At 74.8% G+C, this 14969-nt stretch carries 14 protein-coding genes; 10 read left to right on the top strand and 4 right to left on the bottom strand.

Annotated features, from left to right (window positions below; genetic code table 11):
- Nucleotides 1-33: 33 nt before the first annotated feature.
- From BLW57_RS09055 to BLW57_RS09045, 3 genes are all read right to left on the bottom strand, one after another.
- Nucleotides 34-588: a hypothetical protein gene (locus BLW57_RS09055; RefSeq protein ID WP_093473510.1), complete on the bottom strand. Its 555-nt coding sequence runs from the start codon at nt 586-588 to the stop codon at nt 34-36.
- Nucleotides 566-868, bottom strand: coding sequence for a hypothetical protein (locus BLW57_RS09050; protein ID WP_256339441.1), 303 nt, complete (start codon nt 866-868; stop codon nt 566-568). Before BLW57_RS09050 ends, BLW57_RS09055 begins: the two co-directional genes overlap by 23 nt.
- 71 nt (nt 869-939) lie before the next feature.
- Nucleotides 940-2004: a lipoate-protein ligase LplAB gene (locus BLW57_RS09045; protein ID WP_093480614.1), complete on the bottom strand. Its 1065-nt coding sequence runs from the start codon at nt 2002-2004 to the stop codon at nt 940-942.
- A gap of 119 nt (nt 2005-2123) precedes the next feature.
- On the opposite strand from BLW57_RS09045, the gene BLW57_RS09040 reads away from it, so the two are divergent.
- The 8 genes from BLW57_RS09040 (at nt 2124) to BLW57_RS09005 (ending at nt 11529) form a co-directional block, all read left to right on the top strand.
- Nucleotides 2124-3938: a gamma-glutamyltransferase family protein gene (locus BLW57_RS09040; RefSeq protein WP_093473508.1), complete on the top strand. Its 1815-nt coding sequence runs from the start codon at nt 2124-2126 to the stop codon at nt 3936-3938.
- Between the two features lie 92 nt (nt 3939-4030).
- A complete protein-coding gene (locus BLW57_RS09035) occupies nt 4031-4876 on the top strand; it encodes an inositol monophosphatase family protein (RefSeq protein ID WP_093480613.1) in 846 nt (281 codons plus the stop codon).
- A gap of 131 nt (nt 4877-5007) precedes the next feature.
- Entirely contained in the window at nt 5008-6417 is a 1410-nt protein-coding gene (locus tag BLW57_RS09030) for a phytoene desaturase family protein (protein WP_093473506.1), read from the top strand.
- Nucleotides 6414-6923, top strand: coding sequence for an O-acetyl-ADP-ribose deacetylase (locus BLW57_RS09025; RefSeq protein WP_093473504.1), 510 nt, complete (start codon nt 6414-6416; stop codon nt 6921-6923). Before BLW57_RS09030 ends, BLW57_RS09025 begins: the two co-directional genes overlap by 4 nt.
- A gap of 316 nt (nt 6924-7239) precedes the next feature.
- On the top strand, nt 7240-8040 hold the full coding sequence (locus tag BLW57_RS09020) for an AfsR/SARP family transcriptional regulator (RefSeq protein ID WP_093473502.1): 801 nt from the start codon (nt 7240-7242) through the stop codon (nt 8038-8040).
- A gap of 206 nt (nt 8041-8246) precedes the next feature.
- Entirely contained in the window at nt 8247-9041 is a 795-nt protein-coding gene (locus BLW57_RS09015; RefSeq protein WP_256339440.1) for a thioesterase II family protein, read from the top strand.
- A gap of 26 nt (nt 9042-9067) precedes the next feature.
- Entirely contained in the window at nt 9068-10843 is a 1776-nt protein-coding gene (locus BLW57_RS09010) for a fatty acyl-AMP ligase (RefSeq protein ID WP_093473500.1), read from the top strand.
- A gap of 242 nt (nt 10844-11085) precedes the next feature.
- A complete protein-coding gene (locus tag BLW57_RS09005) occupies nt 11086-11529 on the top strand; it encodes a sigma factor-like helix-turn-helix DNA-binding protein (RefSeq protein ID WP_093473498.1) in 444 nt (147 codons plus the stop codon).
- A 231-nt stretch (nt 11530-11760) separates the two neighbouring features.
- Here the strand turns inward: BLW57_RS09005 and BLW57_RS09000 are convergent, their stop codons facing one another.
- The gene (locus BLW57_RS09000; protein ID WP_256339439.1) at nt 11761-13272 is read right to left on the bottom strand and encodes an MFS transporter; all 1512 of its coding nucleotides are present in this window, start codon (nt 13270-13272) and stop codon (nt 11761-11763) included.
- 201 nt (nt 13273-13473) lie between these two features.
- Between BLW57_RS09000 and BLW57_RS08995 the strand changes: the two genes are divergently transcribed.
- Both BLW57_RS08995 and BLW57_RS08990 read left to right on the top strand, forming a co-directional pair.
- Nucleotides 13474-13782: an acyl carrier protein gene (locus BLW57_RS08995; protein ID WP_073896990.1), complete on the top strand. Its 309-nt coding sequence runs from the start codon at nt 13474-13476 to the stop codon at nt 13780-13782.
- A complete protein-coding gene (locus BLW57_RS08990) occupies nt 13779-14969 on the top strand; it encodes an acyl-CoA dehydrogenase family protein (RefSeq protein ID WP_093473496.1) in 1191 nt (396 codons plus the stop codon). Before BLW57_RS08995 ends, BLW57_RS08990 begins: the two co-directional genes overlap by 4 nt.

The raw sequence follows: 14969 nt of genomic DNA, 5'->3' as shown, positions 1-14969 counted from the left end.
ACGGCACCCGGTCACGACGCTCCGCTTTGCCCCTTATGCTCCCTGCCGGGCCGTGGGCCCGGCAGCGTGCGCCGCCAGCCGGCGGCGGGCGCCGACCTCGCTGGGGTACTCGCGGACGGTGAGCCAGACGGCGAGCCGGCCGACGACATAGGCCGCGAACGCCGGCATCACGGGCACGCCGAGCAGCACGAGCGCGCGGCCCAGGGCGATCCGGCCCGGGACACGCCGCTCGTGGTCGCGCCGGGCGCGCAGGGCCCGGTCGGGATCGGGGGGATCCAGCAGCGCCTCGCGGAGCTCCCGGCGCTGCGCCACCCCGCCCCACACCAGCGCCACCGAGGACGCGGCCACCTGCACGCCGTCCCACACGACCCGCACGGTGGACGGCAGCAGGTCGCGGACCCCCTCGTACAGCCCCAGCGCGAAGAGGGAGAACAGGGCCATGGCGAGGACGGCGAACACCGCCGTCCGGGCTCGGCGCAGCCAGTACGGCGCGCCCCGCCGGTACCACGTCCGGCCCAGCCGCGGCAGGTCCGGGGCCGGGACCAAGTATCCGGGGACCGGGGCCTCAGAAGGTGCTCGTGACGCCATGCCAGACATCCTTCGCCAGTCGCTTTCCGTCGTCGACGGTCTCCGAGGCGACGTGCTTCGTCCCGGTCCACACGCCCCCGACGACCCCGTGGTCGTGGATGTCCTCGCTCCAGTGCTCGTGGAAGGCGTGGTCGAGGACGGACGTCGCGGCGACCACCGTACCCACGCCGACCGCCGCGACGGCGACTGCGCCCTCCACAGGCAACGCCGCCGTGATCGCCACCCCGGCGGCCAGGCCGCCGAGGGCGACCCCGCCGTCGACGGCGTACACGGAACTCATACGACCCCTTGGCCCGGGGCGGGGCGGCCCTTGACCCGTTCCTGAACCACTCTCGACCGGGAGGCCGGCGGCTACGGCACCCGCGCCGTCCACTCAGGGGCCCCGAACTTGGTTTCGGCCAGCGCCCGGGCGCGCGCCAGCTCGTCGGCCGTGACCTCGCCCCGCACCAGCCCGTACCGCGCGCGGAAGGACTCGATCATCCGGTCGATGACCGACTCGCGCGGCAGCCCGGTCTGCCGGCGCAGCGGATCCACCCGCTTCTTCGCGCTCCTCGTCCCCTTGTCGGACAACTTCTCCCGCCCGATCCGCAGCACCTCGACCATCTTGTCGGCGTCGATGTCGTACGACATGGTCACGTGGTGGAGCACCGCCCCCGGCCCGCCGTCCGGGCCGACGATCCGCTTCTGCGCCGCGCCCGCGATCTTGCCCTGGTCGGTCGCGATGTCGTTCAGCGGCTGGTACCAGGCCCGGATGCCCATGTCGCCGAGGGCGCCGAGCACCCAGTCGTCCAGATAGGCGTAGCTGTCCTGGAAGGACAGGCCCTGGACCAGCGACTCCGGCACCGACAGCGAGTACGTGATCGTGTTGCCGGGCTCCACGAACATCGCGCCGCCGCCGGAGATCCGCCGCACCACCTCGATGCCGTGCCGCGCGGCGCCCTCGGGGTCCACCTCGTTGCGCAGCGACTGGAAGCTGCCGATGATCACCGCCGGGGCGCCCCACTCCCACACCCGCAGCGTCGGCGGCCGCCGGCCCGCCGCGACCTCCGCCGTCAGCACCTCGTCCAGCGCCATGTGCAGCGCCGGGGCCTGCGGGCCCTCGTGGATCAGCTGCCAGTCGTAGTCCGTCCAGTCCGTGGCACGGGCCAGCGCCCGGCGCACCGCGACGCCGACGCCCTCCGAGGTCAGGCCGTACATCACCGTCCCGGCGGGCAGCGCCGCGTCGATCCGCGCGGCCAGCCCCGCCGCGTCGGTGTCCGCAGGAGCACCCTCCAGCGCGCCGTTCACCGCGTCCAGCGCCTCGTCGGGCTCCAGGAAGAAGTCACCGGCCACGCGCACGTGCCGCAGCACGCCGCCCTCCACGTCCACGTCCACGACGACGAGCTTGCCGCCGGGCACCTTGTACTCACCGTGCACCGCCTGGGCCTCCGTTCCCGCCACGGAGATCAACGCCGCCCGCCACCGGGGTGTTCCCCGGCCGCCGGTCCCCTCCGTACGATCACCCGGACGACGTACCCGAGCCGAGGAGCGCGCTGTTGTTCACCACCCGGCCGACCCTCCAGGGCACCTTCGGCATGGTCTCCTCCACCCACTGGCTCGCCTCGCAGTCGGCGATGGCGGTCCTGGAGGCGGGCGGCAACGCCTTCGACGCGGCGGTGGCCGGGGCGTTCGTGCTGCACGTGGTGGAGCCGCACCTGAACGGGCCCGCCGGCGAGGTGCCGATCCTGCTCGCCCCCGCGGGCGGCGCGGTGCGGGTGCTGTGCGGTCAGGGCGTGGCCCCGGCGGGCGCCACGGCCGCGCACTACCGCGGGCTCGGCCTCGATCTCGTCCCCGGCACCGGGCCGCTCGCCGCCGCCGTGCCCGGAGCCTTCGACGCCTGGCTGCTGCTCCTGCGCGACCACGGCACCCGGAGCCTCGACGACGTCCTGCGCTACGCCATCGGCTACGCCGAGCACGGGCACCCGTCCGTGGAGAAGGTCGGCGCGACCGTGGAGACCGTGCGCAGGCTGTTCGAGACGGAGTGGACGTCGTCGGCCGACCTCTACCTGCCCGGCGGCAGGACGCCCCGGCCCGGTGAACCGCTGCGCAACCCGGCCCTCGCCGCCACCTGGAAACGGCTGCTCGCCGAGACCGCCGGGGCCGGCGACCGGGAGGCCCGGATCGACGCCGCCCGCGAGGTGTGGCGCACCGGCTTCATCGCCGAGGCCCTGGTGCGGCAGTCCCGCCGGCCCACCCTGGACACCAGCGGCGAACGGCACACCGGCACGCTCACCGAGGCCGACCTCGCCGGCTGGTCGGCGAGCTACGAGAGCCCGGTGACGTACGACTGGAACGGCTGGACCGTGTGCAAGGCGGGACCCTGGAGCCAGGGCCCCGCCCTGCTCCAGCAGCTCGCCCTGCTGCCGGCCGAGCTGCCCGCGTACGGCTCCGCCGACTACGTCCACCTGCTGATCGAGGGCTGCAAGCTCGCCATGGCCGACCGCGAGGCCTGGTACGGCGACGCCGCCGACGTACCCCTCGCCGACCTGCTGTCGGACGGGTACAACGCCGGCCGCCGGGCCCTCGTCGGCGCGGAGGCCTCGTACGAGCTGCGCCCCGGCAGTCCCGGTGGGCGCGTCCCGCGCCTGCCCGAGCAGGCACGCGCGCGTGTGGACGACGGCAACCGGGCGTTCGACCCGATGGGCGCGGGCGAACCGACCGTCGCCGAGCCCCCCGGCGAACCTCACGTGGCCGTCGACGGCACCACCCGGGGCGACACCTGCCACCTCGACGTCGTCGACCGTTGGGGCAACATGATCGCGGCCACCCCCAGCGGCGGCTGGCTCCAGTCCAACCCCGTCGTGCCCGAGCTGGGCTTCCCGCTCGGCACGCGCCTGCAGATGACCTGGCTGGAGGAGGGCCTGCCGAACACCCTCACCCCGGGCCGCCGTCCACGCACCACCCTCACCCCGTCCCTCGCCCTGCGCGGCGGGGTGCCGGTCCTGGCGTTCGGCACGCCCGGCGGCGACCAGCAGGACCAGTGGCAGCTGCACTTCCTCCTCGCCGCCGCCCTGCGCGCCCCGGTCCGCGGCGGCCTCGACCTGCAGGGCGCCATCGACGCCCCGAACTGGCACAACGACAGCTTCCCCAGCTCCTTCTACCCGCGCGGGCGCCGTCCCGGCAGCGTGACCGTGGAGTCCCGCGCGGACGCCGGGGTGATCGAGGGACTGCGGCGGCGCGGCCACGACGTCACCGTCGGCCCCGCCTGGTCCGAGGGCCGGCTGTGCGCGGTCGCCCGCGACCCGGAGACCGGCGTCCTGCTCGCGGCGGCGAACCCGCGCGGTATGCAGGGGTACGCGGTGGGCCGCTGAGGCCGCCCGCGGCACCCGCTCTTCATCCGGAGTCCACCTCGCGGCCACCCGCCCGGCGGGGATTGTCAGTGGTGCGTGCTCTCATGGAGGGCATGAACGAAGACACGGAAACCATCGAAGAGTTTCTTCTGCGCTGCTCGGCCGACGTGGAGGAGGCGGTCCGCAAGGCCGCCGCGGCCGAGATCCTGCCCCGCTTCCGCCGCCTCGCCGACCACGAGGTGGACACCAAGAGCGGCCCCCACGACCTGGTCACGGACGCCGACCGGCTCGCCGAACTCCGGCTCACCGAGGACCTCGGCGCCCTGCTGCCCGGCTCGGTGGTGGTCGGCGAGGAGGCGGTCCACGCCAACCCCGCGACGTACGACGCGCTCCAGGGTGACGCGCCCGTGTGGATCGTCGACCCGGTCGACGGCACCCGGCAGTTCGTGCACGGCGACGACGGCTTCTGCACCCTGGTCGCCCTCGCGCGCCGGGGCGTCGTCATCGCCTCCTGGACCTACGCCGCCGCCCGCGACCAGTTCGCCACGGCCGTCCGCGGCCAGGGGGCCTACCTCGACGGCGAGCGGCTGTTCGCGGGCCCGCCCGCACCCGGCCGGGACCTCGTCGTCGCCACCTCCCACCCCGACTACACCACCGACGAGCAGAAGGGCGCACTGCGCGCCCTGTGGACCGACGGCGTCGCGCCCCGCCCCTGCGGCTCCGCGGGCCTGGAGTACCTCGCCGTCGCCCGGGGCGAGTTGGACGCCGTGGCGTTCTCCTGGGAGGCCGCCTGGGACCACGCGGCCGGACTGCTCCTGGTCGAGGAGGCGGGCGGGGCGCACCTCACCCTCACCGGCGAGCCCTTCCGTGTGACCGGCGGCAACGCCCTGCCGTTCACCGCCGCGCGTGACGCGGCCACCGCCCGCCGCGTGTCCGCCCTGCTCCGCGCGGAAGGCTGACGAGCGGCGCGCGCACCGTCCGCCCGGCCGGGGCCCGCCGCGGGGCCACCCGGGCCGGGACGCGCCGGACCCCCGGCATATCCTGACCGCCAGTGGCCATCGGCTGACGAAGGGGTCCGAAGGTGCCGTCGATGCTCGATGCGGTCGTGGTGGGTGCGGGGCCGAACGGACTGACGGCCGCCGTGGAGCTGGCCCGGCGCGGTTTCTCGGTCGCCCTGTTCGAAGCCAAGTCCACCGTCGGCGGCGGCGCCCGCACCGAGGAACTGACCCTCCCCGGCTTCCGGCACGACCCGTGTGCGGCCGCCCACCCCCTCGGCGTCAACTCGCCGGCGTTCCGCGGCCTGCCCCTCGACCGATACGGCCTCGAATGGCTGCACGCCGAACTGCCCATGGCGCACCCCTTCCCCGACGGAACCGCGGCCGTGCTGTCCCGCTCGGTGGCCCGGACCGCCGCCTCCTTCGGACCGCGCGACGCGGGCGCGTACCGCAGGCTGGTCGCGCCGTTCCTCGGCCACTGGGACACGCTCGTACGGGACTTCATGTCGCTGCCGCTGACCGCGCTCCCGCGCGACCCGGTCACCCTGGCCCGCTTCGGCCTGGCCGGGCTGCCCCCGTACACCTGGATGATGCGCCGCTTCAAGGACGAGCGGGCCAAGACCCTCCTCGCGGGCCTCGTCGCGCATGTGATGGCCCCCCTCGGCGGACCCGCCACCGGCGCCGTCGGCCTGGTCTTCGCGCTGGCCGCGCACGCCCGCGGCTGGCCGGTGCCCCGCGGCGGATCCCAGGCCGTCTCCGACGCGCTCGCCGCCCTCCTGAAGGACCTCGGCGGTGCCGTGCACACCGACTACGAGGTCAAGCGGCTGGACGACCTGCCGCCGGCCCGCGCGTACGTCTTCGACACCTCGCCCACCGCGCTCGCCCGCATCGCCGGCCTCGGCGACCACTACGCCGGCTACCGGTACGGCCCGGGCGTCTTCAAGATCGACTACGCGCTGGACGGACCGGTGCCCTGGACCGCCCCCGAGGCGCGCGTCGCCGGGACGGTGCAGGTCGGCGCGAGCGTGACCGAGATCGGCACCGCCCTGCGCGCCGCCTCCCGCGAGGGCCGCGCCCCGGAGCGGCCGTTCCTGATCACCGTCCAGCCCAGCGTGGTCGACCCCGGCCGCGCACCGGCGGGCAAGCACGTCTTCTGGGCGTACGGACACGTCCCGGCCGGCTGGACCGGCGACCTCACCGACGCCATGGAACGCCAACTGGAACGCTACGCCCCCGGCTTCCGCGACCGGGTGCTCGCCCGCGCCGTGGCCGGACCCGCCGAGATGTTCGCCCGCAACGCCAACTACGTCGGCGGGGACATCGCCTGCGGCGCGGCGTCCGGACTCCAGCTGCTGCTGCGGCCCAGACTGTCCCTGTTCCCGTACCACACCCCGCACCCGGCGGTGTTCCTCTGCTCGTCGGCCACCCCGCCGGGACCGGGCGTGCACGGGATGTCGGGTCACAACGCGGCCAAGGCCGTATGGCGCAGACTGAGGCAGACATGACCACCATCACCCTCGTCCAGGGCGACATCACCCGGCAGAGCGCCGACGCGATCGTCAACGCGGCCAACTCCTCGCTGCTCGGCGGCGGCGGGGTGGACGGCGCGATCCACCGGCGCGGCGGCCCGGCCGTCCTGGAGGAGTGCCGCAGGCTGCGCGCCTCCCACTACGGCAAGGGCCTGCCCACCGGGCAGGCGGTCGCCACCACGGCGGGCGCACTGGACGCCCGCTGGGTGATCCACACCGTGGGCCCCGTCTGGTCCGCCGGCGAGGACCGCTCGGACCTGCTCGCCTCCTGCTACCGCGAGTCCCTGCGCGTGGCCGACGAGTTGGGCGCCCGTACGGTCGCCTTCCCGGCGATCTCCACGGGGGTGTACCGGTGGCCCATGGAGGACGCCGCCCGCATCGCGACGCAGACGGTGCGCACCACGCCGACGTCCGTCGAGGAAGTGCGCTTCGTCCTCTTCGACGAGCGGGCGTACGACGTGTTCAGTCGGCAGCTCGGCTGACGCCGGCGCCGGGCCCGGGACCCGGACGGCACGCCGGCCTCCGGGCAACCGCCGGACGACGGAGGCCGCTTGCCGGCGACGACGCGAACGGCACCACCGCAGACCAGCCGGGAGCCGCCCCGAAGGGCGTCCCGGAGCCGCGCGCGGACGCCGCGGAACGAGGCGTGACCAGGGCGATGTGAAGATCTCACATGCCGTACCCCGGCGGATTCACCCCGCTTGCATGCACCCGTCCCTGTCGGCGTGATTGGCGCATATGCGACCGTCGCCATGGAGACCGTCGGAAGGTCTCGACGGCGTGGAAGGAGCTGCGGAGATGGAGGTAGGAATCCTCGGGCCGCTCGTGGTGACGGTGAACGGAACGTCCCTCGCACCGAGCGCGGCCAAGCCGAGACAGGTGCTCGCGTTGCTCGCGTCCAACCTCGGCAGGCACGTGTCCGTCGGCACCATCGTGCAGGAACTCTGGGGCGACGCGACCCCCGGCTGCCCCACGGCGGTGGTGCAGACCTATGTGAAGCAGTTGCGGCGCGCTCTGGCCGCCGCGCTCGCCCCGGCCGACGGGCCGGACGCGAAGCAGGTGCTGAGCCGTACCCACACGGGCTACGTCCTCGGCCTGCCCGGCGCGGACGTGGACGCCCGGGAGTTCGAGCGGATGACGGTCCGCGGTCAGCAGGCCCTCGGCCGCCACGAGGCGGAGGAGGCGGCGGCGCTGCTGGACAAGGCCCTCGCCGTGTGGCGGGGGCCCGCACTGGTCGACGTACGGACCGGACCGGTGCTGGAGACCGAGGTGCGCAGGCTGGACGAGGCCCGCCGCGGCGCCCTGGAGAGCCGGATGAGCGCGTACCTGCTGCTCGGACGGCACGCCGAACTCATCGGCGAGCTGGGCGTGCTGACGGCCCGGTACCCGTTGCAGGAGAGCCTGCACGCCCTGCTGATCCTGTCCCTGCACCGCAGCAGCCGTTCCGGGGAGGCGCTGGAGGTGTACCGGCGGCTGCGTGCGGCCATGGTCGGTGAACTCGGCATCGAGCCCTCGCAGCGGCTCCAGCGGCTGCATCACGCCATCCTCCGCGACGACCCCGCCCTGGAGTCGCCCGCCGCCGGTTTGGCTGTTTTTTAGCGGTTCCCGCCACCCTCGGGACGTGCCTGCCGGGGCCTGCTCGACCGCGAGCCGAAGGCGTCCGGCCGGTCGGGCAGGTGATCCGCCCGTGTCCGCGTCCCGGGCACGGACGTCCGCCCCCCGCGCCGGCCGGCCGCAGTCGGCCGCGCAGCGCGGGCCGGCCCCGGCCGGCCACCGACGTCGGACTAGCCCCGAGGCGGAACGGAATGACGCGTTACCTGTCCCAGACATCCCCGTCCGAACTGGACCCCGATGACGCCGGAGTGCGGCTGTTCTGCTTCCCGTACGCGGGCGGTGGCGCCTCCGCCTACCGGCGCTGGCAGCGCGGTCTCGACGTGCACGCCGCCGGCGCCCAGGTGCTGCCCGTCCAACTGCCCGGCCGCGAGGGCCGGATGACCGAGCCCCGGTTCACCGACCTGGCCGCGCTCGTCGCCGACCTCGACGAGCAGCTCGACGCCGAACTGGAGCACCCGCACGTGTTCTACGGGCACAGCATGGGCGCCCTGATCGCCTACGCGCTGACCGCCCGCCGGCAGCTGCGCGGTGCGCCCCTGCCGCTCGCCCTGGCCCTCAGCTCCTACCGCGCCCCCCACCTGCCCGCACCGAAGATCGCCGACCCGGGCGCCAGCGACGAGGAGCTGGTCGCCGGACTGGCCGCGCTGGGCGGTATCCCGCGGGTGATCCTCGACCACCCGGACTTCCTCGCCGCGCTGCTGCCCATAGCCCGTGACGACCTGCTCCTGTGCACCGCGTCCTTCGGCGCGGACGCCGACTCGATCCGGGTGCCGCTGCATCTGTTCGTCGGCGCGCGCGACCGCCTGGTGTCGGTGCCGGAGGTCGTCGCCTGGCGGCGGCACGCCGGACGCGGCTGCGAGGTGCGGGTCATGCCCGGCGGGCACTTCTTCATGCGCGCACACGAGGACGGCTTCCTGCGCGAACTCGCAGCCGTCATCCGTCAGTACGCCTACGCGCCGGTGCTCGCGGGCGCCCTGTCCGCCTGACGACGCAAGGCCCCCGGAGGGACTCGATGACAGCTCAGGAAACGTACACCGACCGCGTTCTCGCCAGAGCTGCGGACCGCGGGGACGCCCCCGCCTTCACCTTCGTCCGGGACGACGGCGACGACCGGCTCTCGTACGCCGAACTGGACCGGCAGGCCCGGGGGATCGCCTCCTGGCTCCAGGAACGAGGGCTGACCGGACGGCAGGTGCTGCTGCTCCACCCCTCGGACCTGTCCTTCGTCACGGCCTTCGTCGGCTGCCTGTACGCGGGTGCGGTCGCCGTCCCCGCGCCGCTGCCCTCCGACCGCGAACGCCACTTCGACCGGCTGACCCGGATCGCCGCCGACGCACGGATCGGGGCGGTGCTCACCACCTCCCGGCACGCCGCCGCCGTCGAGTCCTGGCTGGCGGGCACGGGCCCCGAGCGGGTGCCGTGCCTGGCCACCGACGCGGGCCCGGTGGGGGACGCGAGCCAGTGGCGGGACCCCGGGCTGCGCCCCGACGACCTCGCCTTCCTCCAGTACACCTCGGGTTCGACCAGCGCGCCCAAGGGCGTGATGGTCTCCCACCGCAACCTGGTGGCCAACGAGGCCGCCATCCAGCGGGCCCTCGGCTCCGGCGCCGACGACTGCTTCGGCAGCTGGCTGCCGCTCTACCACGACATGGGTCTCATCGGGCACGTGCTCCAGCCGCTGTGGCTGGGCGCCCGGGCCGCTCTCATGGACCCGGGCTCGTTCCTGCGCCGGCCGGCGGCCTGGCTGGAGATGGTCGGTGACCACCGGATCACCATCGGCGGCGGCCCCGACTTCGCGTACGCCATGTGCGTACGGCGGGTGAAGGACGCCGACCTGCCCCGGCTCGACCTGTCCAGCTGGGAGCGGGCCTGCAACGGGGCGGAACCCGTACGGGCCGACACCATCGACGCGTTCACCCGGCGTTTCGCCCCGGCGGGCTTCCGGGCCGAGGTCTTCTTCCCCTGCTACGGCATGGCCGAGACCACCCTGCTCGTGTCGGGCACCCCGCGCGGCATCCGGCCCACGACGCGGACCGTCGACGCGGCGGCCCTGGAGAACGGCGAACTCCGCGCCCCGGAGACGGGGACCGGCCGGACGCTGGTCAGCAGCGGGGTGGTGTGCCCCGAGGACTTCGAGGTGCGGATCGTCGACCCGGAGACCGCGCGCGCCCTGGCGCCCGGACGTGTCGGGGAGATCTGGCTGCGCGGGGCGAGCGTGGCCGACGGCTACTGGGCCCGGCCCGACGCCACGGCGGAGACCTTCGGGGCCCGGACGGCGGACGAGGCGGGTCCGGCGGGCGGCGGCTGGCTGCGCACCGGGGACCTGGGCGCCCTGAGCGACGGGCAGTTGTACGTGACCGGCAGGCTCAAGGAGATGATCCTGGTCAACGGCCGGAACATCTACCCGCACGACGTGGAGGCCGCGGCCCGCGCGGCGGACCCGGTGCTCGGCACGGGCGCCGCCTTCGCGGTGCAGTCGGGCGGCGGCGGACGGGAACGTCTGGTCGTCGTCCAGGAGGTCGCGGGCGCCGCCCTCGCCGCCGCCGCCGGGGAACACGGGCCGCGGCTGGTCGAACGGGTGCAGAACGCGATCGCCGCGGAGTGCGCGGTGCCGGCGGGCAACGTCCTGCTGGTCGCGCCGGGCACGGTCCGCCGTACGACCAGCGGGAAGATCCAGCGCACGCTGATGCGGAAGCTGTTCCTGACCGGCGTGATCGAGCCGCTGTACGCGGTGGTCGAGGCCGACGTCCGGCCGCCGGCCGAGCGGACGGCGGCGACGGTCGGCTGACCCCCGGCCACCGCGCCCGCACACGCCGACGGCACCCCTCGGGCTCCCGGCCCGGAACGGCACTCCCGTTCCGGGCCGGGAGCCCGGTGCCGCGCCCGGTGCGGTCGCAGAAGTCCGCCCGGGTGGTGGGCGTCCGCCTGTGCGACGGCCGACGGCTGCCCAGGCTTTTCGTCACGCAGTGTCCCCGTGACGAGTGAGCCGACGACGAGCGGCCGGAGACCGCCGCCGAGTCGCGGGAGACCATGGAACCGGTCTTCCTCGCCGCGCTCCGGCACCTCCCGCCCCGGCAGGGCGCGGTGTTGATCTTCCGTGACGTGCTGGGCCGCCCCGTGGAGGAGGCCGCGACGCTGATGTACATGAGCGTCGCGGCGTCCTGCAGCGCCTTGCAGCGGGCCCGGCGGACGAACTGGGCGGCCGGGCGACACGGTCAGCAGGAGCGCGACACCGTGCGCCGCTGCATGGACGCGGCCGAACGTGCGGAGTCGATGACGGCCGACCTGCTCAGCGTCGACGTGGTGGTGACCATGCCGCCCGATCCGGTGGGGTTCACGGGCCGGGACGCGCTGCTCCAGCAGCTCGGCCGGGTTTTCGACCCGGCCTCGCCGCACGACGAGGAATGGACCGGGCGGCCGGCCGCCGGGCGGGTGAACGAGATGGACAACCTCGCCGAGGTGACGGAGTCCTGACGGATCGTTTCCGAATGCCGGCTCGATCGGATCCCGACCCGCTGCGGCACGGCGACCGAGGCGGGTGGCCGCCGGCCCCGGACCGGCAGCCCCACTGGCGCCGCGAGGAGGCGCAACGGTGCTTCGCCCGCCGGTCCGACGGTATCTCCCAGGGCCTGTCGTTCGGATCGGGCCGGCCCGGCCCACGGTGGCTGTCGGCCGGCCCGAGCGGGATGACGCGAACGACAGGCTCTAGGCGGCCGCGTCCCGGCGCGCGCCCGGCATCCGGGCCGGCGTTCCCTCGCCGGCACCTCCGGCGGAAACCGCCGACCCGGCGGGTCCGCGGGCCGGGCCCCTCAGCAGGACGGCCGAGAGCGCGGCCCCCAGCGCGACGATCGCGGCGGCCGCCGTGAAGCCCGCCGGGGCGGCGGCCGCGACGCGGTCACCCGTCGCACCGCCGGCGAGGTGGGTGCCCGACTCGCGGGCCAGCACCGTGCCGACGACCGCCACGCCCAGCGCGTTGCCCAGCTCCTGCATGGTGTCGTTCAGCGCGGCCGCGTTGCCCGAGCGTTCCGGCGGGACCAGGGCCAGCACGGCGTCCGTCGCGGGCGCGAGCGCCACGCCCACGCCGATGCCCATCAGGCAGAGGCTCAGCAGGATGCCGGGGTAGGTGCCGGCCTGGGCCAGTGACAGGATGCCCAGGGCGCTGACGGCCAGACCGCCCGCCACCGCGCCGCGCGGGCCCGTGCGGCGGGCGGCCCACGGCGACAGGGCCGAGCCGGCACCGACGGCGACCGCCACCGGGGCCACCGACAGACCGGCCCGCAGCGGGCTGTAGCCCAGCCCGAACTGGAGGAACTGGGTCAGCACGAACAGCGTCCCGGACATGCCGCTGAACAGCAGCATGTTGCCGGCGCCCGCCCCGAGGAACGCGGGACGGCGCAGCAGGGCGAAGTCCACCAGGGGACTCGGGTGCCGCCGCTCCCACCCGGCGAACCCGGCACCGGCGAGCAGGGCCGCCACGAACGAGCCGAGCACCGGCGCGGACGTCCACCCCTCGCCCGAGGCGTGGATGGCGCCGTAGACCAGACCCACCATCGCCGCCGAGCCCAGCACCGCCCCCACCGGGTCCGCCGGACGCGGCACGGGCGCCGCCGACTCCGGCAGCAGCAGCGCGCCGGCCACCAGGACGACGGCCACCGGCAGCAGGTTCACCAGGAAGACGGAACCCCACCAGAAGTGGGCGACGAGGGCGCCGCCGAGCACCGGCCCCGCGGCCACGCCCAGCGCCGATGTGGCACCCCACACCGCGATCGCCCGGGGCCGCTCGGCTTCCGGGAACACGTTCACCAGGATCGACAGGGTGCCCGGCATCACGAGCGCCGCGGCCACGCCCATCACGGTCCGGGCCGCGATCAGCTGCCCGGCGTCCCGCGCCGCGAGCGCGATCAGCGTGCCCACGCCGAACAGGGCGGCGCCGAGGAGCGTGGCCCGTTTGCGGCCGTAGCGGTCGGACAGCGTGCCCGCGGTGAGCAGGCAGGCCGCGAACACCAGCGCGTAGCCGTCCACGATCCACTGGGTGGTGCCGATGCCCGCGTGCAGGTCCCGCATCAGGCTGGGCAACGCGACGTTGAGCAGCCCGTTGTTGAGGATGATCAGGAACAGGGCGAGGGACAGCACACCGAGCATCCACCAGCGGCGCGGGTCCGGCGGCGAGGGCGGCGGAAACGCCTGCCTCCCGTACGACTCCGTCGCGTCCTGCATGCGGATCTCCTCTCGGGCCGGCGGGAGAGCGCCACGACGCCGTGCGCCCGGCCACAGCCTGCCGTCCGGTCCTGAAGGCGTGGTTGAGCGATTTCCGGCCGGTGGCGCAACCGCCGCTACAGCCGCCGCCCCGAGCATGGATCGCCGCAGGCACCCGCAGGCAGCGACCTTCCGTGGCTTCGAGGACTTCCAGGAGTGGATGTGCAGGACGACCGGGCGCAAGCCTTCATGACGACCCTGATCGAGCAACTCGTCGCCGTACGCCCCGAGACCGCGGGCCGGCAGGTCACCGAGCGCTCCCGGCTCACCGGCGACCTCGGCCTGGACTCGGTGGAGCTCGCCGAACTCTTCGAGCGCATCCGGGAGGTGTACGGGGAGGTCGAGATCGCGGACTGGCTGGCGCTGGCGACCCGCGCCGAGGGCGACACGGTCGGCAGCCTCGTCCGCTACCTGTCCATGGTGCTGCCCGAGGACGCGGGGCAGCCGCTGGTGGCGGGGAGCGCGCGATGACCGTGACGACGCAGGCGCCGGCCCGTACGGACTACGTGGCCCTCGCCGCCGAACTGGCCGGCCGGTTCGCCGAGCGGGCCGCGCGGCACGACGCGGACGCCAGCTTCCCGCACGAGAACTTCGAGGAGCTCGTCGCCTCCGGCTACACCGCGATGACCGTGCCCCGCGAGTACGGCGGCGGGGGAGCGGACCTGGAGGAGCTGTGCCGGGCCCAGGAGACGCTGGCCACCGGTTGTGCGAGCACCTCCTTCGCGGTCAACATGCACGTGCACGGCATCGCGATGATCGCGGGCATCGGCGGCCCGGCCGCCGAACGCGCCTACCGGGCGATCGCCCAGGACGGCGCGGTCATCGCCGGCGGGTTCAGCGAGCCCGGTGTCGGCGGCAACTGGTGGCACCCCACCACCAAGGCCGAGCCCGTGGAGGGCGGTTATCTGCTCAACGGGCGCAAGGGCTTCTTCACCGGGTTCCCGGCCGCCGACCTGCTCTTCCTCTCCGCCGCCCGCACGGACGACCGCGGACTGCCCGAGCCCGTCGGCTTCCTCGTGCCCAAGCCGGAGCGCGGGGTCACCGTCACCGCGGAGTGGGACGCGGCCGGTATGCGCGCCACGGGCAGCCACTCCCTGCTGCTGGACGACCTGTTCGTGCCCGAGGACCGGATGGTCGGCCGGCCCGGCGCGCTCCCGCTGATGTTCATGCAGGGCGTCCACTGGGCCTGGTGCAGCTTCGCCTCCGTGTTCCTCGGCATCGCGCGCGGCGCCCTGGAGCAGGTGGTGCGCGAACAGCGCGGCCGCACTCTGCACGTGCTCGACCGGACCGTGGCCCATCTGCCGGGCGTGCAGTTCCGTGTCGCCGAGATGAAGACCCGGCTCGCGGCCGCCGAGGCGCACCTGTACCAGGCGGTGCGCGCCGACCACGACACCGCGATCGCCGCGGACCCGCTCGGCCACTACATCGAGATGAGCGTGATGAAGAACAGCGTCGCCCGCCTCGCCCACGAGGTGGTCGTCCTCGCGATGCAGGTCCAGGGCGGCTCCGCGCTGCTGTCCGGGCACCCGCTGCAGCGCGCCTACCGGGACGTGGTGGCCGGGCTGCTCGTCCCGCCGAACTCCGACGTGACCGCCGAGTGGGCGGGCAAGCACGCGCTCGGAGTGCCGGTCTTCGCCGAACCCCGCTGGGAGGGCTGA

This window comes from Streptomyces sp. 1222.5 (assembly GCF_900105245.1).
GTDB lineage: Bacteria > Actinomycetota > Actinomycetes > Streptomycetales > Streptomycetaceae > Streptomyces > Streptomyces albidocamelliae.
Note: the sequence above shows the minus strand (reverse complement) of the source record. Positions and strands in the feature narration are given on the sequence as shown.